This window comes from Pseudomonas sp. ef1 (assembly GCF_007293365.2).
In the GTDB taxonomy this organism is placed as follows: domain Bacteria; phylum Pseudomonadota; class Gammaproteobacteria; order Pseudomonadales; family Pseudomonadaceae; genus Aquipseudomonas; species Aquipseudomonas siliginis.
In genome coordinates this window covers 3,573,231-3,592,956 of the sequence record NZ_CM129815.1, presented here as the reverse complement: position 1 = coordinate 3,592,956, position 19,726 = coordinate 3,573,231, and the positions used below count along the sequence as shown (strand labels likewise).

The 19,726-nt window shown below is 62.0% G+C and carries 17 protein-coding genes and 1 pseudogene; 2 read left to right on the top strand and 16 right to left on the bottom strand.

The genetic code is table 11. The features are described from left to right. The first annotated feature begins 358 nt into the window (after positions 1–358). A complete protein-coding gene (locus tag FEE99_RS16280) occupies positions 359–838 on the top strand; it encodes a hypothetical protein (RefSeq protein WP_041478679.1) in 480 nt (159 codons plus the stop codon). A gap of 138 nt (positions 839–976) precedes the next feature. On the opposite strand, the gene FEE99_RS16275 is transcribed toward FEE99_RS16280, so the two are convergent. The 16 genes from FEE99_RS16275 to FEE99_RS16200 form a co-directional block, all read right to left on the bottom strand. Then, positions 977–4,054 carry an error-prone DNA polymerase gene (locus FEE99_RS16275; RefSeq protein ID WP_041478678.1) on the bottom strand — a complete coding sequence of 1,026 codons (3,078 nt, stop codon included), beginning with the start codon at positions 4,052–4,054 and terminating at the stop codon, positions 977–979. Further along, complete coding sequence (locus tag FEE99_RS16270) at positions 4,051–5,466, bottom strand: Y-family DNA polymerase (protein WP_041478677.1); 1,416 nt, start codon at positions 5,464–5,466, stop codon at positions 4,051–4,053. Before FEE99_RS16270 ends, FEE99_RS16275 begins: the two co-directional genes overlap by 4 nt. 5 nt (positions 5,467–5,471) lie before the next feature. Next, a complete protein-coding gene (gene imuA, locus FEE99_RS16265) occupies positions 5,472–6,089 on the bottom strand; it encodes a translesion DNA synthesis-associated protein ImuA (protein ID WP_041478676.1) in 618 nt (205 codons plus the stop codon). Further along, the gene (gene lexA, locus FEE99_RS16260; RefSeq protein WP_041478675.1) at positions 6,089–6,706 is read right to left on the bottom strand and encodes a transcriptional repressor LexA; all 618 of its coding nucleotides are present in this window, start codon (positions 6,704–6,706) and stop codon (positions 6,089–6,091) included. The genes imuA and lexA overlap by 1 nt, the downstream gene beginning before the upstream one ends. A 198-nt stretch (positions 6,707–6,904) precedes the next feature. Continuing rightward, complete coding sequence (locus FEE99_RS16255; protein ID WP_041478674.1) at positions 6,905–7,183, bottom strand: DUF971 domain-containing protein; 279 nt, start codon at positions 7,181–7,183, stop codon at positions 6,905–6,907. Then, entirely contained in the window at positions 7,180–8,142 is a 963-nt protein-coding gene (locus FEE99_RS16250; protein WP_041478673.1) for a HEAT repeat domain-containing protein, read from the bottom strand. The genes FEE99_RS16255 and FEE99_RS16250 overlap by 4 nt, the downstream gene beginning before the upstream one ends. Continuing rightward, the gene (locus FEE99_RS16245) at positions 8,139–8,987 is read right to left on the bottom strand and encodes an ABC transporter ATP-binding protein (RefSeq protein WP_041478672.1); all 849 of its coding nucleotides are present in this window, start codon (positions 8,985–8,987) and stop codon (positions 8,139–8,141) included. Before FEE99_RS16245 ends, FEE99_RS16250 begins: the two co-directional genes overlap by 4 nt. Then, the gene (locus FEE99_RS16240; protein WP_041478671.1) at positions 8,987–9,769 is read right to left on the bottom strand and encodes an ABC transporter permease; all 783 of its coding nucleotides are present in this window, start codon (positions 9,767–9,769) and stop codon (positions 8,987–8,989) included. Before FEE99_RS16240 ends, FEE99_RS16245 begins: the two co-directional genes overlap by 1 nt. 132 nt (positions 9,770–9,901) lie before the next feature. Then, positions 9,902–11,326, bottom strand: coding sequence for an ABC transporter substrate-binding protein (locus tag FEE99_RS16235; protein ID WP_177327016.1), 1,425 nt, complete (start codon positions 11,324–11,326; stop codon positions 9,902–9,904). A gap of 200 nt (positions 11,327–11,526) precedes the next feature. Beyond that, positions 11,527–11,772 (bottom strand): 4Fe-4S dicluster domain-containing protein, encoded by a 246-nt coding sequence (locus FEE99_RS16230; protein WP_007959413.1) that lies wholly within the window; start codon positions 11,770–11,772, stop codon positions 11,527–11,529. A gap of 27 nt (positions 11,773–11,799) precedes the next feature. Next, positions 11,800–13,530 carry a fumarate reductase/succinate dehydrogenase flavoprotein subunit gene (locus FEE99_RS16225; RefSeq protein WP_041478669.1) on the bottom strand — a complete coding sequence of 577 codons (1,731 nt, stop codon included), beginning with the start codon at positions 13,528–13,530 and terminating at the stop codon, positions 11,800–11,802. Continuing rightward, the gene (locus tag FEE99_RS16220) at positions 13,527–14,279 is read right to left on the bottom strand and encodes a GntR family transcriptional regulator (protein ID WP_041478668.1); all 753 of its coding nucleotides are present in this window, start codon (positions 14,277–14,279) and stop codon (positions 13,527–13,529) included. The genes FEE99_RS16225 and FEE99_RS16220 overlap by 4 nt, the downstream gene beginning before the upstream one ends. A 216-nt stretch (positions 14,280–14,495) precedes the next feature. After that, positions 14,496–15,461 (bottom strand): Gfo/Idh/MocA family protein, encoded by a 966-nt coding sequence (locus FEE99_RS16215; protein ID WP_041478667.1) that lies wholly within the window; start codon positions 15,459–15,461, stop codon positions 14,496–14,498. A gap of 9 nt (positions 15,462–15,470) precedes the next feature. Further along, positions 15,471–16,358: a Dyp-type peroxidase gene (locus tag FEE99_RS16210; protein ID WP_041478666.1), complete on the bottom strand. Its 888-nt coding sequence runs from the start codon at positions 16,356–16,358 to the stop codon at positions 15,471–15,473. Positions 16,359–16,432: 74 nt separating this feature from the next. Next, positions 16,433–17,170 (bottom strand): DUF72 domain-containing protein, encoded by a 738-nt coding sequence (locus FEE99_RS16205; protein WP_041478665.1) that lies wholly within the window; start codon positions 17,168–17,170, stop codon positions 16,433–16,435. Positions 17,171–17,180: 10 nt separating this feature from the next. After that, positions 17,181–18,968: a thiamine pyrophosphate-requiring protein gene (locus FEE99_RS16200; RefSeq protein ID WP_041478664.1), complete on the bottom strand. Its 1,788-nt coding sequence runs from the start codon at positions 18,966–18,968 to the stop codon at positions 17,181–17,183. A gap of 158 nt (positions 18,969–19,126) precedes the next feature. On the opposite strand from FEE99_RS16200, the pseudogene FEE99_RS16195 reads away from it, so the two are divergent. Continuing rightward, positions 19,127–19,636, top strand: a pseudogene (locus tag FEE99_RS16195) (cupin); the annotation flags it as partial. Positions 19,637–19,726: the final 90 nt, after the last annotated feature.

The following is a 19,726-nucleotide window of genomic DNA, read 5'->3' as shown; positions in this document are numbered from 1 at the left end:
AGCGCAGAATATCTGCCTTCGGCCCAAAGGTGCAGCCTTTTGATTTATCTCGATTTTGGATAAACAGCCAAAACCTGTGGGAGCGAGCCTGCTCGCGAACGCGGCGGCACGTTCGACATCGTCATTGCCTGACAGCCCGCATTCGCGAGCAGGCTCGCTCCTGCAAGGGTCAGTCACTGATGACTCTACATCTATTTCCTGCTTCGTCATTCGGCTAAACCACACTTTGCTCAAACGATCAGCAAGGGGTTGTCAACTGTCAGGTTTGACAGTTTACGACCGGCTACTGTCAGCATAGGTTGGAGATATGTTGCTGGACCGATTCGTATAAACGGCACCCGTTGCCAAGGAGCTGCACATGCTGACGGAACACGTTCTCCCACAAACCAGAACCAATCCTTCCTCCGGTACGGTTTCCACTGATGTAATAGGTGAACCGGCGTTCACTGCCGATGGACTCAACTTCGCTTATGACTATTACACCACCGATAAAAAACTGCGCCTGACCCTCAGCGCCGTTCAGACAATTGAAGATGAACAAGGAAACACCGTCATCAGAGGCATTGAGATGGTGTTCAATCCCGACATGGACAGTGGCACCCATGCCATCAAGGATGGGAAGTACTCTGCCACATGGTGGAAAATGCGGGCCGATGGCGCTGAAACCTTATTTCAGACGTACAACGCGGACAGTGGCTCGGTTAGTCTGTCCTTTGATCACGAACGGGAACTCTATGAAGGTAGCTTCTCCTTTGAATCCAATGGGCCCGGTTCCGCCAGTGCAATCATCAAGTCGGGCAGCTTTTCTATCAAAGGGCGGGACAATTTCACCCTGTGACCGCTGATGATCCGTTAGGAAGCGCTCAAGTTAGTGAGCCACCCAAACCGATGCAGATGCGAGATTGCGCCCGGTTGTAGTGAGTCGCTCGACACTCGTCTTGACGGATTGATCGCTGACGCAAGCGTGGGTGTTTGATCAGTGGAAATCCCGGCTCTGCACGTGAATGCCGTTGAGCAGCGGGCTCAGGTCGCTCATGCGCCCGGCGATCAGGTGGCGCACATCGCCTTCGCGTTCCCAGCGGCCGTCGACCTTGAGCAATTGCGACCCCACCAGCACTTGGCGCTGACGCTCGGCCAGGTCACGCCAGACCACCACGTTGACGTTGCCGAACTCGTCTTCCAGGGTCACGAACGTCACGCCGCTGGCCGTACCGGGGCGCTGTCGGCCGGTGACCAGACCGGCCACGCTGACCGGCCGGCCATGTTCAATATCCATCAATTCCCGCGAGCTGCGGCAACGCCGGGCCTGCAACTCGCCACGCAACAACGCCAGTGGATGCGGCCCCAGCGTCGTCCCCACGGTCGAGTAATCAGCATGCAGGTCTTCGCCAACGCTGGGTTTGGGCAGGACGATTTTGACTTCTTCTTCGTTGGGCAGACCGGCGAACAGGCCGAGTTGTTTCTGCACCCCGGCCACTTCCCAACGCGCACGATGACGATGCCCGGCCAGACCGCGCAAGGCGCCGGAGTCTGCCAGCAAGGCCTGCGCACGACTGTCGAGGGCGGCGCGCTCACCCAGGTCAGCGACATCGGCAAACGCCCCGTGTCGGCGCGCGGCTTCAATGCGCCGTGCGTCCTCTTCGCGAAATCCCTTGATCATGCGCAGGCCCATGCGAATCGCCGGTTGCCCGGCACTCAACGGTTCGAGGCTGCAATCCCAGTCGCTGGCGCGCACGTCCACCGGACGGATCTGCAATTGGTGCCGCCGCGCGTCCTGCAGAATCTGGTCCGGACTGTAGAAGCCCATCGGCCAACTGTTGATCAATGCACAGGCGAACGCCGCCGGCTCGTGGCATTTCAGCCAACAACTGGCGTAGGTCAGCAAGGCGAAACTGGCGGCGTGGGATTCGGGGAAGCCATAACTGCCGAAGCCTTTGATCTGCTCGAAGATCTGCGCGGCGAATTCCGGGGTGTAGCCGTTCTTTTTCATACCGGCGGCGAGACGTTCCTTGTGCGGCTCCAGTCCGCCATGGCGCTTCCACGCGGCCATGGAACGACGCAGTTGATCGGCCTCGCCGGGGCTGTAGTCGGCAGCGACGATGGCGATCTGCATGACCTGCTCCTGAAACAGCGGCACGCCCAGGGTTCTTTTGAGTACGACCTCGAGCGCTGGCGACGGATAGGTTTCCGCCTCTTCCTTGTTACGTCGGCGCAGATAGGGATGAACCATGCCGCCCTGAATCGGCCCCGGGCGGACGATCGCCACTTCAATCACCAGATCGTAGAACGTCTGCGGTTTCAGGCGCGGCAGCATCGACATCTGCGCCCGCGACTCGATCTGAAACACACCGACGGTATCGGCGCGGCTGATCATTGCGTAGGTCGGTTTGTCTTCGGCGGGGATCGTCGCGAGCGTCAGGTCCAGATCGCGATGCCGGCGCAGCAGATCGAAGCAGCGGCGAATCGCACTGAGCATACCCAAGGCGAGAATATCCACCTTGAGCAGGCCGACCGCATCGAGGTCGTCCTTGTCCCATTGGATGATGGTGCGGTCGGCCATTGCCGCGTTTTCTACCGGCACCAAGGTGTCCAGCGGTTGCTCGGAAATCACGAAACCGCCGGGATGCTGCGACAGGTGCCGGGGGAAGCCGATCAGTTGCCCGGTCAGGCTCAGCACCCGGCGCAGCACCGGACTGTCCGGGTCGAAACCGCCTTCACGCAAACGTTCCAGCGGCGGCGTTTCATCGCTCCAGCGCCCGCAGCAATCGGCCAGCGCGTTGATCTGATCCGGTGGCAGGCCGAGGGCCTTGGCCACATCACGCACGGCACCGGTGGCGTGATAGGTGCTGACCACCGCGGTCAGCGCCGCACGCCGCCGGCCATAACGGTTGAACACGTATTGCAGGACTTCCTCGCGGCGCTCGTGCTCGAAATCGACATCGATGTCCGGCGGCTCGTTGCGCTCTTTGGACATGAAGCGTTCGAACAGCAGCGTAGTGCGATCCGGATCGATCTCGGTGATGCCCAAGGCAAAACACACCGCTGAGTTGGCGGCCGAACCACGGCCCTGACAGAGGATGTTCTGCGTGCGGGCAAAGCGCACCACGTCGTGCACGGTGAGGAAGTAGCTTTCGTAGCCGAGTTCAGCGATCAATTGCAGCTCGTCATCGATCTGCTTGAGCACCTTGGCCTGAGGCCCTTTCGGCCAGCGCCAGGCAATGCCCTCCTCGGTCAGATGACGCAACCAGGAACTGGCATTGTGGCCCTCGGGCACCAGCTCTTTCGGATATTGATAGCGCAGCTCGCTCAGATCGAAGGTGCAGCGTCTGGCCAGTTTTAGCGACGCTTCAAGCAAGTCCGGCGGATACAGTGCGCGCAGCTCATCGAGGCAACGCAAATGCCGCTCGCCATTGGGATGCAGGCGCAAACCCGCTTCGGCCACGGGGACGTGATGACGGATCGCGGTCATGGTGTCCTGCAAGGCACGGCGCCCCCGGGCATGCATGTGCACATCGCCGCTGGCCACGGCTGGAATCTGCAGCTCAGCCGCCAGAGCCAACAATGCCGCGAGCCGCTGCTGATCGTTCTGCCCGCGATGCAGTTGCACCGTGAGCCACAGGCGGTCGCCGAAGGTTTGTTTCAGCCAGCGTCCTTCTTCGCGGTCATCCACTGAGTCCGGCACCCACAACACCAGCAAACCCGGCAGTGCTTCGTCGAAGTCTTCGCGCAGCAGCTGATACTGGCCTTTCTGCGTACGCCGCCGGGCCTGGGTGATCAAGCCGCACAGGGCCTGATAACCAGCAAGGTTTTCCACCAGCAGTACCAGTTTCGGGCCGTTGTCGATGCGCACCTCGCTGCCGATGATCAGCGGCAACTCCACGGACTTCGCCGCTTGCCATGCACGAACGATCCCGGCGAGGGTGCACTCGTCGGTGATCGCCAGTGCCTGATAGCCGTGCTTTTTCGCCCGCTGAAACAGCTCCAGCGCGCTGGAGGCACCGCGCTGAAAACTGAAATTCGACAGGCAATGCAGTTCGGCGTAATCGGCACTCATGCGAACCAGCCTTGCAGCCACAGTGGGCCGCCCTCACCCACAGCGCGCCAGGCCCAGCCCTGCTGACCGGCGCGGTTCTGGATCAGGTAGTAATCACGCCGTACGTCGCCACCGTCCCACCAGCCGGATTCGATGCGCTCCGGCCCCATCAGAATCCGTGCCGAACCTTCCGGCACGCTTTGCGGTTCGTTGAGCAGCCAGCCCGGGCGCTGGACGCTGGGCAAACCTGTGCAAAGGTGTTTATCGGCAGCGTTCTGCCATGCGCACTCAGGGCGATGATCGGCCTGAAATCGCAGCCCCTGCACGGCGTCATCACCCAGCCGTGCGCGCAGACGTTCGCGCAATTGCTCCCAAGGCAAGGTCTGCTGCGGGCGGTCGTCAAACAATTCCTGGTACTGCGGAACGAAACTCGGCAGGTCTTCGGCGCGCAAGCGAAAACCACGCACCGGCGCCTCGACCTGGACTTGTTCCAGCCGGCCACGGGCCAGTTCAAACAGCATCGCCGCGTCACGCTCCGCGCTGAGCAGGCCGACCTTGATCACTGTGTCCGGCAGACCGGCGTGTTCCAGATGCAGGTCAAAACGCTGCACGCCACTGTCGCGCCCACAGAGGAACGCCGACAGGTCGCCGGTCAAGCGCCGTAACGGGAACAGCAAGGCCTGATGGGATTGCACGTCAAAATTCAGTTCGATGCGGATATCGAAACGGTCGGGCGGCAGATAGAACGCCAGCGCCAGCGGGCGTGCGCCGAACAGCGTGTCGAGGTGCTTGAGCATCTGCGCTTCGAAACGCCGGGCCAGTGCCTGGCGTGGCAGGCTTTGCACCTGACTGAGATTGCGCAGGCCCATGCGCGACAACGCCGTGGCGACATTCGGCTCCAGCCCCACACGATCAACCGGCAATTGCCCGAGATGATGCTGCAAGGCTTCGCTGTCCGGCACCACCAGGCCATCATAGGCATTGGCCAGCACTCGCGCCGCCACCGGGTTCGGCGCGGCGACGATGCGATGGCGAAAGCCCAGATCTTTCAATTCCTGGCGCAGGCGAGCTTCAAATTGCGGCCAGGTACCGAACAGTCCGAGGCTGGATTCGATCTCGAACACCACGGTACGCGGGTAATGCACGCTGACCTGCGCGCTGAAGCGATAGGCCCACGCGGCGAGAAACTGCTGCCAGTGCTCGACCTCGGCCACCTCGTAATCGGCGGTGGCAAAGCCTTTGCTCATGGCTTGCGCGGCGGTCATCGACATGCCGGGGCGCAGGCCGAGTTTGCGCGCCGCCGGATTTACCGCTTGCAGCACTCGGCGTTGGGCCGGACCGCTGAGCAGCACCAGCGGCTCTTCAGGGTCGGGGCGCTGACGCAGCACAGCGTCGAGGGCCAGTTGCGGAAAGAGAATACATACCCAGCGCATGACGATCAGTGCCCCACGGCAAAGGCAATCGGCGCCGCACGCGCCAGCCCGCCACGGCATTTGAGTACGCGGAGTTGCGCCGGTTTGGCATCGATGGCTATGCGCAACGCTGCCGGTGACGGGTTGACCGCCTCGCTCAACGGGCGCCAGGCAAAGGCCAGGGTCTGGCCGGTTTCCGCCGCTACCTGCAAACGCCGCAAGGCTCGGTCATCGGCCTTGTTCGGCCAGCACAGCACCGCGCCGCAACTGCCCGAGCGCAGACACTGCTCCGCCGCCCACAAGGCATCGCGTTCGCTGGCCTGAATTACCGACAACTGGCGCAAATCGACCCCGGCATTGGCCCAGGCCTGCGGGTACGGCACGAACGGCGGCGCCACCAGCACGATGCGCTCACCGGCCGCGGACAATCGCGCCAGGGTTGGCCAGACCAGTTGCAGCTCGCCGACACCAGGGCCGGCGAGAAGGATTTCGCTCAGCGCCGCTTCCGGCCAGCCGCCGCTGGGCAGAGCTGCGTCCAGTCCCGCATGCCCGGTCGGCTGCGGACTCGCCGCCGGTGGCGCAGGCCTGCCGCGCCAGACCTGGCCGCCATTGAACAGCGTATCCAACGCAACGACGGCGCCCATCAGCCTTGCCTCACCAGACCACAGAACACGCCTTCAATGGCCAGATCCTGATCATCACGCACGACAATCGGCTTGTACGCCGGGTTGCGCGGCAGCAGGCGCACTTCATCCCCGACCCGTTCGAAGCGTTTGATGGTGACTTCACCGTCCAGACGCGCAACGACGATCTGGCCGTTCAGCGCCTCGGGATTGCGCCGTACACCGACCAGATCGCCGTCGAGGATGCCGTCCTCGATCATCGAGTCGCCCTGCACCCGCAGCATGTAATCCGGGGTGCGGGAGAACAGCGCCGGGTCGAGCAGCAAACGGTTATGGATATCGGCATCGGCGCCAATCGGCGCGCCGGCGGCCACACGACCGAGTACGGGGATCTCCAGCAGCTCCGGACGCGATGGCTGGCCGAGCAAACGAATGCCCCTGGCCTGATGCGGATTGACCTCGATGAAACCGGCTTCCGTGAGCGCCAGCACATGCTTGCGCGCCACGCTGCGCGAGGCAAAACCAAAAGCCTCGCTGATTTCAGCGAGGCTTGGGGGCTGACCGTGCTCGGCGATGCGATCGCGGATAAAGGTCAGAATGGCGGTACGGCGGGGAGTCAGATTGGTCATGGAGTACATTTGTACTCCTGTGGGAAATGCCTGACAAGAACCGCCAGTCGGCGCAAACCGACGCAGGCAGCTGCAATCAGATCAATCTGTGACCACAGTCCCTGTGGGAGCGAGCCTGCTCGCGAAGGCGTCGGCACATTCATCATCATCGTCGCCTGACACTACGCTTTCGCGAGCAGGCTCGCTCCCACAGGGGGCCAGGAAAAGTCAGGAATTCAGTTGCGCCAGGTACTCCCACGGATAAATCCCGCGTTGATGCCCGTCGCTGAACACCAGTTGCACACCATACCCCTGTGGATTGACCTCGATCAGGCGCACGCGCTCATCGACCAGCGGCGTGACGCCGCGCAGGCGAAATGCGCGGCATTGCGAGCAAGGGCATTGCCGGCGCAGATCGGCATGCTTGAGCAGCGATTCGCGCCCGTCCGGCCAGCTCAGGCGTAACGTGCGCTCACTCTGCGAGTTGCCCACCGACAGCGGAGTCATTGCAGCTGACTCAACGCGATGCGCACGGCTTTGCGCACTTCCGGGTCGCCGTCGTCTTGCGCTGCCTGCAACGCGGCCACGGCGCCGCGATCGTTCAACTCTCCAAGCGCCAGCGCGGCTTCCTTGCGCAGGTTGCTGATGCGGTGGCCGAGGGTGTCGATCAGCGCGTCCAGCGCCGGGACGAAACGCAGACGACCGAGGCTGCGAGCGGCGCGCAGGCGCACTTGCCAGTAATCATCGCTCAGCGCTTCGACCAAGGTCGGGCCGGCGTCGCTGTGGCCAACCTTGCCCAGTGTCGTCGCAGCTTCTTCGCGCACTTGCCAGGCGGGGTCGTGCAAGGCCTGGCTCAGCGCCGGCAACACTTCGGCGCCACTGGCCAGACCGAGCGCACCTGTCGCGGCGCGGCGCACTTCGGTGTCCGGGTCGTCGCTGGCCAGTTGCGCCAGGGCTGGCAGCGCGTCGAGCTGTTTGAGCCAGCCGAGCACGCCAACCGCTTCGCGCCGAACATGAGCATCGGCATCTTCCAATGCCGCGACAGCAGCCGGCGCGGCCTCGGCAAAGCGCAATTCTCGCAACGCCCGAAATGCGGCGATGCGCACACTGACATCGGCATGTTCGGTCCACGGCAGAATGACCCGCCCCGCCGCTGCAGTCTTGAGCAGGCTCAGGCTTTGCGCCGCTGCCGATTGCACAGCGGGCGACGGATCCGTCAGCGCTTCGCACAAGGCTTGCACGACCGCATCGTCCTCCCACGCTTCAAGCAATCGCGCAGCTTCAGCGCGAACATCCTCGGCAGGATCCTGACGAAGTCGATCAACCAGCCAGAGCAAGCCATCCGGTTCTTCGAGATCGGCCAGATCGATCAGGGCAATGCGCCGCACGCCGGCGTCTTCAGCCGTCAGGCGCGGATGCAGGGCGAGGATGTCTTCGTTGTCGGTCACAGCAAAAATAGAGGTCATAAGGCAAATCGCGGCAAAGGGCTTTCAGGAGGCAGGCCGAGCGGATTGAGGCGCGGCAGCGGTCGGTCGTTGTCGTGGCGCAGCAGGTCGAGGCAGTGGCGCTTGAGGCGAGCGAATGCCGGGCTGGTCACCAGTTCACTGGTACGCGGGCGTGGAAAGTCCAGAGGCAAGTCTTCGATGATTCGCCCCGGTCGCGCGCTCATCACCAGCAAGCGGTCGGCGAGAAACAGCGCCTCCTCGATGTCGTGAGTGACGAAAACCACCGTGGTGCGGATGCGCGTCCAGATGTCCAGCAGCAGTTCCTGCATGTTCAGACGGGTCAGCGCATCCAGCGCGCCGAACGGTTCGTCCATCAGCAACAGTCGCGGGCGATTGACCAGCACCCGGGCGATTTCTACCCGTTGCTGCATGCCCCCGGAGAGTTGATCCGGCCAGCGCTCGGCGAAGCCTTCGAGGCCGACCAGTTTGAGAATGTCGTCAGCGGCTCGATGCCGCTCAGCCTTGCCGACCCCGTGCATTTTCAAGCCGAAGGCGACGTTGTCGCGCACCGTGCGCCACGGGAACAGCGTGTGGTGCTGAAACACCATGCCGCGCTGCGGCGACGGGCCGGTCACCGCGCTGCCGTCGACTTTCAAGCTGCCGGTACTGGCATTCAAGTGTCCGGCCAGGGCGCCGAGCAAGGTCGACTTGCCGCAACCGGACGGGCCGAGAATGCACACGAACTGGCCGGATTCGATCTGGCAATCGAGGCCCTGCACCGCTTCGAAAGCCTCGCGGCCCTGGCCGAGGACGATGGACAACTGGCGAATGTCGATCCGCCCTTCCGGGGTTTGCATCACGCTCATCAGGCTTTGCCTCGCGGTCGATGCCAAGGCGTGAACAAGCCGCCCAGGCGTTTGATCAGCCAACTGCTGCCCATGCCCAACACGCCGATCAGGAGCATGCCGACGACAATGTCGGCGTAGTTCTGAATGGTGTAGGACTCCCAGGTGTAGTAACCGATGCCGAACTGCCCGGAGATCATTTCCGCCGTCACCAGACAGAACCACGACGTGCCCATGCCGATCGCCAGGCCAGTGATGATGCTCGGCGCAGCGCCCGGCAGGATTACTTCCAGCAGAATCGCCCGACGCCCTGCCCCGAGGCTCTTTGCCGAGGCGATCAGGCGTGGATCAACGCCTTCGACGCCGTGCACGGTGTTGAGCAGGATCGGGAACAGCGCGCCAGTGAAGGTAATGAAGACCATCGACAATTCCGAGGATGGAAACATCAGGATCGCTAGCGGAATCCACGCCACGGCGGGGATCGGGCGCAGGACTTCCAGCGGTGGCAGCAAAATGTCTTCAGCCCATTTCGAACGGCCGATGGCCAGGCCCAGGGCGATGCCGATGATCAGCGCCGCCAGATAGCCGGCGAAGACGCGGCCGAGGCTGCTGCTCAAGTGCTGCCAGAGTTTGCCGGAGTCGCCCAGGCCTAGCGCGGCTTCGATAACCGCCAAGGGAGTTGGCACATTGGCGAAGGTGACCAGGCCGAGGTTCCAGTGGTAGCTGGCGGCGAGTTGCCAGAAGAGCAGGCAGAGCAACAGGGAGCCGGTCCTCGGAATCCAGCGCAAACAGGATCGATACACAAATATTCCTCTCAACCAGATCCCTGTAGGGGCTGCCGAAGGCTGCGATCTTTCGATCTTGATCTTAAAAACAACGTCAAAAGATCGCAGCCTTCGGCAGCTCCTACAGGGGGAATGCAGTGTTTTTTGGGGTTAGCGCACGGCGACAACCTGCGCAGTCGCATCGCTGAAGTCGAACACCTTGCCACCCTGCGCCGCAGCGTATTGCTGGGCCTGGCCCTTGAGCAGAAATGCGCTGAGGCGACCCTTGGCATCGCTGGCAAACCACGCCTGTTCAGCGAGCAACTTGATCCCGCTGTCACTGGCCTGCGCATACACCGCACGAATGTTCTTGCCCTCCTGCTTCAACGCCGCCAGCACGGTGAACGCCGTTTCAGCCGAGCCGTAACGGCGGACTTTTTCCTCGCCACGCACCCAGATTTCCGCGACATGGCTGACGTCGGTGATGGCTTTGCCCGTCGCCGCATCCACGCCCGGCAATGGCGTCTGCGCGTAGTTGGCCAGTTGCGCGGTGTAATCGAGATTTGAGGCGTTGAACGCGGCGCGGATGTACTGGTCGTCGATGAAGTTGTTCAGGTCGAGCCCGCGATCGGCTTTCTTCAGCAGCTTCAAGGTATCGATGGCAGTACCCACAGCCTGGCGGTATTCAGGTTTCCAGCTCAGGTCGCGGGTCTGTACGCCGAGCGGGCCGTGAAACAGATAGTTGACCTCGGCATCGACCCCGGTGACTTTGGCGATCAGTTCGCTGTACTTCTCCGGTTCGGTGGCGAGCAGTTGGTTGGCTTCGATGCTCGCGCGCAAATAGGCGACGACGATTTCCGGGTACTTCCTGGCGTAGGCCTGATCCACCAGTGCGCCATGGAAAGTCGGCGCGTTGGCCTGGGCGCCGTCGTAGATCTTGCGGGCGAAACCACGGCTCGGGAACAGCTCGGCGAAGGGCACGAAATCGGCGTGGGCGTCGATCTTCCCGGCCTGCAATGCCGAGCCGGCGACTTCCGGTGGCTGGGCGATGATGTTGACATCCTTGACCGGGTCCCAGCCCTGCTCTGCCACGGCGCGCAACAACATGCCGTGAGCCGTCGAGGCGAACGGCACCGAAATGGTCTTGCCCTTGAGTTCGCTGAGGCTCTGCACCGAAGAAGCGCTGGGCACGACGATGCCATTGCCGCTGCCCTTGATACTGCCCGACAGCACGCTGATGAACAGGCTGTGCTTGCCCGCCGTTTCGAACGCCACACCATTGAACGCACCGGGGAAATCGGCCATGGCACCGAAATCGAGTTTGCCGGCGACCATCTCATTGGTCAGCGGCGCGCCACTGGTGAAATTCTTCCACTGCACGTCGTACTTCGCGTCTTTGTAGGCGCCATCGTGGGGCAGGTATTTTTCCAGCAGCCCCAGTTCCCTGATCAACAGGCCACCGGCGGCGCAGTTGATGGTGGTGTCCTGAGTGCCGATGGCGATGCGGATGGTTTCGGCCGAGGCCGACAAGGTGAATGAAGCCAGTACCAGACCGGCAAGTGCTGCACGCAACATGAGTGTTTCCCCTCGAATCATTTGTTTGAAGTTCGTCTCCGCCGCGATCAGGGCGCGGTGGGAAACGAGGGGTTTTCGGTGAATCGAGCGTCCGGGGTTTCCGGGTAGCTAATGGCTTGCCACAGATCCCCTGTAGGAGCTGCCGAAGGCTGCGATCTTTTGATTTTGCTTTTAAAGATCAAAAGATCGCAGCCTTCGGCAGCTCCTACAGGGATCCGGATTCAACGCAGGAGATAAGGAATTTCGACTTTCACCGCCCCCGTCGGGCAATCCTTCTCGCACGGCATGCAGTACCAGCATTCATCGAACGCCATGTAGGCCTTTTGCGTGGCCGGGTTGATCGCCAGCAGGTCCATCGGGCAGACGTCGACGCACACGGTGCAGCCCTTTTCGGCGATGCATTTGTCCTCGTCCACGGTGACCGGGGCGTTGGAGCGGAAGAAGATTTCCTGAGCTTGATAAGCCATGGTTCGGACTCTCTTTCTAGTGATGCATCAAGCGGCGAAGGCGCCGACCCGCAGGCGGTCATAGGCCTGCATTTCTTCGGCATCGAGCGGGATGATGTAAGGCTCGACGGCTTTCTTGAAACTGGTCATGCGCCCGTCCTCGCCCTTCTTCAGATGGCAATGGCAGAACCACTCGGCGTCGTTGCGTTGCGGGTGATCGACGCGATAGTGGTACAAGCCCCAGCGGCTTTCGGCGCGGAACAACGATGCGCGGGCGGCCATTTCGGCGCAGTCGCGGATCACGCTGGTTTCCATGGCGCGCATCAATTCGTGAGCATTGCTGGCCTTCATCTGCTCAAGATCGCGTTCGATGTCGCTGAAACGCTGCAGGCCGATCTGCATCTTCTTGGTCACTTTCGGCGGTTGCAGGTAGTCATTTACGAAGCGCCGCAGCTTGTATTCCACCTGCGCCGGCGGCAGGCCGTCTGTGCGATCGAGCGGCGCGTAGACCCGGGCTTTTTCCTTGGCGATCTGCTCGCTGTCCAGTGCGGAAAACTCGCGGCCGGCGACAAAGTCCGCCGCGTTGTGCCCGGCGAACCAGCCGTAAGTGAACGCGCCAAGCATGTAATTGTGCGGCACCGCAGCCATGTCGCCGGCCGAATACAAGCCTTTCACTGAAGTCTCGGCACGCTCATTGACCCACACACCGGACGCCGAGTGGCCGCTGCAAAAGCCGATTTCCGAAATGTGCATTTCAACCATCTGCGTGCGGTAGTCGGTGCCACGGTTGGCGTGGAACTGGCCACGGCTCGGGCGCTCGTTGCTGTGCAGGATTTCCTCGATGTTCTGGATGGTTTCCTCGGCCAGATGGTCGAGCTTGAGGAACACCGGACCGTTGCCGCTCTCCAGTTCCTGATGGAATTCCCACATCATCTGCCCGCTCCAGTAGTCGCACTCGATGAAGCGTTCGCCCTTGTTGTTGGCGGTGTAGCCCCCCAGCGGGCCGGTGACGTAGGCACAGGCCGGGCCGTTGTAATCCTTGATCAACGGGTTGATCTGAAAGCACTCGAGATTGGCCAGTTCGGCGCCGGCGTGATAGGCCATCGCGTAGCCGTCGCCCGCATTGGTCGGGTTCTCGTAGGTGCCCATCAAGTAGCCAGACGATGGCAGACCCAGGCGTCCGGCCGCGCCGCAGGCGAGAATCACTGCTTTGGCCTTGATCACATGGAAGTCGGCGGTGCGGCAATCGAAGCCCATCACACCGTTGACCGCGCCCTCCTCGTCGGTCAACAAACGCGTGCAGACCAGGCGATTGGTGATGCTCACCCGCGCACGTTTCAACTGCCGATACAGGACTTTCTTGATGTCGTGCCCTTCCGGCATCGGCAGCACATAGGCGCCCATGTGGTGGACCTTTTTTACCGCGTAGTCACCGGTCTCGTCTTTCTCGAACTTCACGCCCCAGCGGTCGAGTTGTTCGATGGTTTCAAAACTGTGCGTCGCATAGGCGTAGACCGCCGCCTGATTGACGATGCCGTCGTTGGCGATGGTGATTTCCTTGGTGTACTGCTCCGGCGTCGAGTGGCCGGGGATGATCGCGTTGTTCAGGCCGTCCATGCCCATGCTGATCGCGCCGCTGCGCTTGACGTTGGCCTTGTCGACCAGCAAAACGCGCAAATCGCGGTTGTTCTCTTTGGCCTTGATCGCCGCCATCGGCCCGGCCGTACCGCCGCCAATCACGACGATGTCGTATTCCTGTTCTAGAACGTTGCGGGTCATGCCTGCTCCCCTTTTTGCCGGTCGATCCGCAGGCGGTACTGGAACGCATCGCCACGGTAATAAAGGTGTTCGAAGTCCAGCGGCTGGCCGTGGGCATCGTGGGTCAGGCGCTCGATGCGCATGATCGGCGAGCCCGCTTCGACGCTGAGTGCCTGGGTCAGGTCGCTGTCGGCCAGCACCGCATCGATGGCCAGATCGGCGTGGCCGAGGGCGATGCCGCAGTCGTTTTCCAGAATCAGAAAGATGTCGCGGGTGACCAGATCCGCCTTCTCCAGTCGCTCGCCGACCGTTTTAGGCAGGTAGGTGATTTCCAGCGAGATCGGCTCGCGATTGATCAGTCGTACGCGTTTGATCTGCGCGACGATCTCACCTTCGGCCACCTGCAGACGCTCGGCCACACGCTTGTCGGCCGGAATGAATTTGAAACTGCGCAGGCGGTTGATCACCTCGTAGCCGCGCCCGGTCATCGACTCGGCGAGGCCTTGCAGGCTGCTGACGTTCTGAAAGGTTTTCGGCTTGGCGACAAAGGTGCCCTTGCCATGGATTTTGAAGATCAGCCCTTCTTTCTGCAGATCGCCCAAGGCCTGGCGCACGGTGATGCGGCTGACTTTGAACAGCGCACCCAGCTCGCTTTCGGAAGGCATTTGACTGTCTTGCGGATATTCACCGTCGAGAATCCGCGCACGCAGAACGTCGCGCAGTTGGGTGTGCAGCGGGACGCTACTGAGGGAGAGAACGTTATCGGTCATCACGGAATCACTTGTCATAACGAGTTATGACGTGATCTTAGAGATGTGATGACGAGGTTGAGAAATATTGTTTGGGCATAACCTTAGATGCGTGTTGCACCGGCAAAACCTGTGGGAGCGAGCCTGCTCGCGAAAGCGGTGTGTCAGTCACCCGAGATACTGACTGACAGAATGCTTTCGCGAGCAGGCTCGCTCCCACAGGGGATCGTGAGCTATTCAGCGTTTGAGTATCCGGTCCATGACCCAGTCGGTCTTGACGGCTTGCTCGGCCACGGCGGGATGCTGTGAATCACCACGAATATGCGCATTCATCCCCAGCACGTGATGCCACTGGATATGCTCGTGATGGGCAATCTCCAGGCTGATCTGCTCGTCGGCAAACAGCTGCACCGGATGTTCATCGAACACCGAAAACCCGATCCGCCCTTTGCTGCCGATAATCTCGACGCGATCTTCACGGCGGTCCGCAACAAAGTTCCAGCAGCCCATGCCCAACGCCCCGGAGGCGAATCGCCAAGTGGCGCTGACCGCATCTTCCGCCGCGTACAGACCCGCCTGACGCGCGGTGAAACCGGCGACTTCAACGATGTCGCCAAGCAGATACTGGAACAGGTCCAGGCCATGGCTGGCCAGGTCGGCAAAGTAGCCGCCGCCCGCCACCGCCGGGTCGGTGCGCCAATTATCGCGACCCTCAAGATCAGCCGGCGACGGCGCTTTGGTCAGCGTCCAGCTCATATGGCGGACAACCCCGATGCGGCCCTCCTCCAGCCAATGCCGCACCTGGGCAAAGCGCGGTAGCGAGCGGCGGTAATACGAGACGAACAAGTGCAGACCGGCAGCGGCAAACGCTTGCTGCATCTCGCGGCTTTGCCCGGCGTTGAGTGCCATGGGCTTTTCCACGCAGCAATGCTTGCCGGCAGCGGCGACTTTCAGGCTGTAGGCGTGGTGGCTGTCGGGTGGCGTGGCGATGTACACCGCGTCCACTTCGGGATCGTTGATCAGCGCATCGACGTCGGTATAGACGCGGCTGATACCGTGGCGCGCGGCGTAGTCGGTGACGGCTTCGAGGCGTCGGCCCATCACCGCAACCAGCGCCGAACCGGGCGCCTTGTAGAAGGCCGGCCCGCTCTTGCGTTCAGCGACGCTACCGCAACCGATCATGCCCCAGCGCACCACGTTCATCTTCAGTCCTCAGCCGATGCGCAACGCGCGCAGATCAAGGCGTCCGTCCTTGAGCGGCGGGCACCAGTAGTAGCCGCCGGTGATTGGCCGGCTGATCTGGTACAAGCCATCGGCAATACCGTCTTCCAGACCGCTCATACGGCGCAGCTGCGCTTCGAAGGCATCGAGGGAGAAACCGAAAGCGAGGAACATCAAACCGGCACGATCGCCTTCGATCCACGGCATCGAGCGGCGCACGACGAACGCTTCCGGCGCAAAGCTTTCCTGCGCGGTGCGTTTAACGTGGGCGGAGATCGGCGCGTCGTCGATTTCTTCGTTATCGCTCAAGCGACGCCCCATGATGTCGTCCTTGGCCCCAGCAGAGAGGCGGTGAAAACCCTTGAGATCGTGCTGCCACTGCTGGATCGCGGCGAAGCTGCCACCGACCAGCCCGTCCGCACCACTGCTTAGCAGTGCGGCGGCGACAGCGGCGTCATCGTGGGGGTTTTCCGTGCCGTCTTCGTAACCGGTGAGGTCGTGGCCGTCCATGTGGCGGAAGGCTTCCTGCATCTCGACCAGACGCAAGGCCGGGGCCAGCGCGGCTTCGATAGCGTTGCAGCGGTTGAGCAGTTCACCCCGGTCGACACCGTGCAGCCAGATCCACAGGGCATGCTGGGTCGACGGGTTATTCACGCCAACTCCGGTCAGCGCCGGGAAGCTGCGCAGGCCAGCGATTTGGACATTCAGCGCCTTGGTCAACGACTCACCAAAGCCAACCACCGCCGACTTGCCATCCACCAGCATCAGCAGGCTGTCGATCGCCTGCGGCAAGGCTTCAACCGACGCCAGGGCGAAAAACAGATGACGTGCTTGCGCAGGAACAGGGGTAGCGAGAATGCCCGGCTGGTAGTAACTCATGTGAACTCCTTGAAAAAGTGCGCGGAGTTTACCTGTAGCCGGATCGTTTGTGTGGGTAACGAGAGCGTCGTCGTTCAGCGCTCACCGCCTTCGATCAACGCCTTCAAAGCCAGCGCATCGGCGGTGGCGGCACCGCTGGCGGTGTTGTCGAAGATGCACCAGATGTCTCTGCCGTCGGCCTTCGCGCGCTGCAGGTTCTGAGCAAGCTGTTGCAGATAAGCCGCTTCATAAGCGCTGTGATAAATCCGTGGCGAGCCGTGCAGGCGCCAATACTGCAGGCCTTGCCAGCCACCCGGCGCGGTGTCGCTGCTGATCCGCGATGGATCGACCACTGCCTGGGCAATCTGCAAATCCACCAGCATTGCCTCTGCCTCAGTCCACGATTCGTGTCGTGGCTCAAGCACCACACTGCCTTTGTACCGCTCGCGCAGGGCACGAAAAAACGCCTCGGCCACCGGAGCATCGAAAGCAAGTTTCGGTGGCAGTTGCACCAGCAGGCAGCCCAGTCGATCACCCAGGCCCTGGCACTGGTCGAGAAACGCATCGAGCGCGGCTGCGCTGTCCGCCAGTCGCTGTTCGTGGGTGATGAGCTTTGGCACCTTCACTGCGAAGCGAAAGTCCGGTGCAACCGAGTCGGCCCAGCGCTCGTAGGTCTGGCGCCGATGCGGGCGGTAGAACGAGCTGTTGATCTCCACACAGTTGAAGCGCGCGGCGTAGCGTTGCAGGTGCGTGCCTTCGGCGGGGAATGCCGGCCAGTGCTCGCGACCGAGACTCCAGCCGGCGCAACCGATAAAGATCGCTGGCTCGTTCAAGCGCCCACCGTCATTTCTTCCCGGGCAACACGGCGCCGAGCACCTGCTTGGCGGTCTGCACAATCACCCCGGCTTCGTCCGGATCGCCCTTGAGCAGGGTCGTGGCGAATTTCTTCGCTTGCTCAAGCTTGATGTGCGGCGGCAGTGGCGGCACGTTCGGGTCGGTTTTGAACTCGATCAGCACGGGCACTTCCGAGGCGAGTGCCTGTTCCCACGCAGCGGCGACCTCTTCTTCACGATCAACAAAAATGCCCTTGAGGCCAATGGAGATCGCGAACAGGTGATACGGCACATCGGGAATGCTCTGCGACGCTTCGAACTTCGGATCGCCCTCCATCACCCGCTGCTCCCAGGTGACCTGGTTGAGATCCTCGTTGTTGAACACCGCGCAGATCCATTTCGGGCTCTGCCATTGTCGCCAGTATTTGGCGACAGTGATCAGCTCGGCCATGTTGTTCATCTGCATCGCGCCATCGCCGACCAGGGCAATGACCGGGCGTTCCGGGTAAGCAAATTTCGCCGCGATCGCATAGGGCACCGCCGCGCCCATCGAGGCCAGGCCACCGGACAGTGAGCATTTCATGCCGCGACGGATTTTCAGGTCACGGGCGAACCAGTTGGCGCAAGAGCCGGAATCGCTAGTGATGATTGCCTGCTCAGGCAAGCGCGGTGACAACTCGTAGACCACTCGTTGCGGGTTGACCGGATCGGCTTTGGCCATGGCGCGCTTTTCCAGGGTTTTCTCCCAGCTGCTGCGCCAGCCTTCGATCTTCTTGCGCCATTTGTTCGAGGTTTTCTGTTCCAGCAATGGCAGCAACGCGGCAAGGGTTTCCGCTGAATCACCGACCAGATTGACCTCCATCGGATAACGCAGGCTGAGCATGTCCGGCTGCAGATCGATTTGAACCCCGCGCGCCTGGCCTTCCTTGGGCAGAAACTCGGAATACGGGAAGCCCGAACCGATCATCAGCAAGGTGTCACACTCGCTCATCAGCTTGTAGCTGGGCTCGGTACCGAGCAGGCCGATGCTGCCGGTGACCCACTGCAAATCGTCTGGCAACGCTGCTTTGCCCAACAGCGCCTTGGCGACGCCCGCGCCAAGCTTTTCCGCCACGGCGATGACCAGATCGGTCGCCTCCAGCGCACCGGCACCGACCAGAATCGCGACTTTCTCGCCGCTATTCAGTACCTCGGCGGCGCGTTGCAGATCGGCTGCATAAGGAACGACTTTCGGCTTGCTGTAGCCGACGCCGGAATGCGCGGTGCCATGGGCGCGCGCCGGTTGTTCGTAAGGCAGATCCTGCAAGTCATTGGGCAGAATCAGCGCGGTGACGCGGCGCTCGCCGACCGCAGTGCGCACCGCACGATCAAGCAGATGGCGCACTTGCGAAGGCGCCGAAGCCTGCTGCACAAAAGCCCCCGCGACGTCTTTGAACATCGACACCAGATCCAGCTCCTGCTGGTAGTGACTGCCCAGCGCCGTACGCGCCTGCTGACCGACGATGGCCAGCACCGGCATATGGTCCATCCGGGCATCGTAGAGCCCGGTGATCAGGTGCGAAGCGCCGGGACCGGAAGTGGCGATGCACACGCCCAGCTCGCCGGTGAACTTGGCGTGGGCCGAGGCCATGAACGCAGCCATTTCCTCGTGCCGTGCCTGAACGAATTCGATCTTGCCTTTGGCCCGGCTCATGGCGCCGAACACGCCGTTGATGCCATCCCCCGGATAACCAAAAATTCGCGTGACGCCCCATTCGCTGAGCCGCTCAACCAGAAAATCACCTACTGTCATCGTCATCTTGACCCTCGCCATTTACCGCTGCATGGACATGTAAGGGTCTGGACAGCCCGCTGCGCGATGAAGTTTCGCTGGATTTCCGGGCATGAACTCCGGCGCCGTGTTTGCGCGGCAATGATTTTTTGAGGCGTGCGCCCTGCTCTGTGGTCGATTGAGAAATGATCGAAGGAGGATGGGCCATGACTGAAGTACAAACCCTGCTGCTGCAACGCAATGACTGGGTGCCGAACAATCCGCGTCTGCCAGTGTTGATCTACCGCAGCGCGATTGCCGTTGAAGGCGACGATCCGGCGGCGCGCTTCGAGCAGACCTTCGGCGCCAATGGCTGGCCGGCGCAGTGGCGCTATGGCATTTATGACTATCACCACTACCACACTGAAGGCCACGAAGTGCTTGGCGTGGCGGCCGGTCAGGCACGGTTGATGTTGGGCGGGCCTGACGGGCAAGCCGTCGACGTCAGCGCCGGGGATGTGCTGTTGCTGCCTGCCGGAACCGGGCACTGCAATCTGGGATCGAGTGAGGATTTTCTCGTGGTGGGTGCTTATCCGCCGGGGCAGCAGGCGGATATTTGCCGGGCCGCGCCGAGTGATGCGCAATTGGCGCGGATTGCGGGGCTGGCGTTTCCTGAGACAGATCCGGTGCAGGGAGTCGGGGGGGCGGTTGGGCGGTTGGGCGGTATTGGAGCCATTAGGCGCGGCGACCCTGCCGACGCTTTCGCGAGCAGGCTCGCTCCCACGGGAGACTTGTGCCTGACTCCG

What these genes read in the sequence shown, in the direction of transcription:
- FEE99_RS16280 (WP_041478679.1), top strand. Translation starts at nt 359, where the DNA reads ATGCTGACGGAACACGTTCTCCCACAAACCAGAACCAATCCTTCCTCC.
- FEE99_RS16275 (WP_041478678.1), bottom strand. Translation starts at nt 4,054, where the DNA reads ATGAGTGCCGATTACGCCGAACTGCATTGCCTGTCGAATTTCAGTTTT.
- FEE99_RS16270 (WP_041478677.1), bottom strand. Translation starts at nt 5,466, where the DNA reads ATGCGCTGGGTATGTATTCTCTTTCCGCAACTGGCCCTCGACGCTGTG.
- imuA (WP_041478676.1), bottom strand. Translation starts at nt 6,089, where the DNA reads ATGGGCGCCGTCGTTGCGTTGGATACGCTGTTCAATGGCGGCCAGGTC.
- lexA (WP_041478675.1), bottom strand. Translation starts at nt 6,706, where the DNA reads ATGTACTCCATGACCAATCTGACTCCCCGCCGTACCGCCATTCTGACC.
- FEE99_RS16255 (WP_041478674.1), bottom strand. Translation starts at nt 7,183, where the DNA reads ATGACTCCGCTGTCGGTGGGCAACTCGCAGAGTGAGCGCACGTTACGC.
- FEE99_RS16250 (WP_041478673.1), bottom strand. Translation starts at nt 8,142, where the DNA reads ATGACCTCTATTTTTGCTGTGACCGACAACGAAGACATCCTCGCCCTG.
- FEE99_RS16245 (WP_041478672.1), bottom strand. Translation starts at nt 8,987, where the DNA reads ATGAGCGTGATGCAAACCCCGGAAGGGCGGATCGACATTCGCCAGTTG.
- FEE99_RS16235 (WP_177327016.1), bottom strand. Translation starts at nt 11,326, where the DNA reads ATGATTCGAGGGGAAACACTCATGTTGCGTGCAGCACTTGCCGGTCTG.
- FEE99_RS16230 (WP_007959413.1), bottom strand. Translation starts at nt 11,772, where the DNA reads ATGGCTTATCAAGCTCAGGAAATCTTCTTCCGCTCCAACGCCCCGGTC.
- FEE99_RS16225 (WP_041478669.1), bottom strand. Translation starts at nt 13,530, where the DNA reads ATGACCCGCAACGTTCTAGAACAGGAATACGACATCGTCGTGATTGGC.
- FEE99_RS16220 (WP_041478668.1), bottom strand. Translation starts at nt 14,279, where the DNA reads ATGACCGATAACGTTCTCTCCCTCAGTAGCGTCCCGCTGCACACCCAA.
- FEE99_RS16215 (WP_041478667.1), bottom strand. Translation starts at nt 15,461, where the DNA reads ATGAACGTGGTGCGCTGGGGCATGATCGGTTGCGGTAGCGTCGCTGAA.
- FEE99_RS16210 (WP_041478666.1), bottom strand. Translation starts at nt 16,358, where the DNA reads ATGAGTTACTACCAGCCGGGCATTCTCGCTACCCCTGTTCCTGCGCAA.
- FEE99_RS16200 (WP_041478664.1), bottom strand. Translation starts at nt 18,968, where the DNA reads ATGACGATGACAGTAGGTGATTTTCTGGTTGAGCGGCTCAGCGAATGG.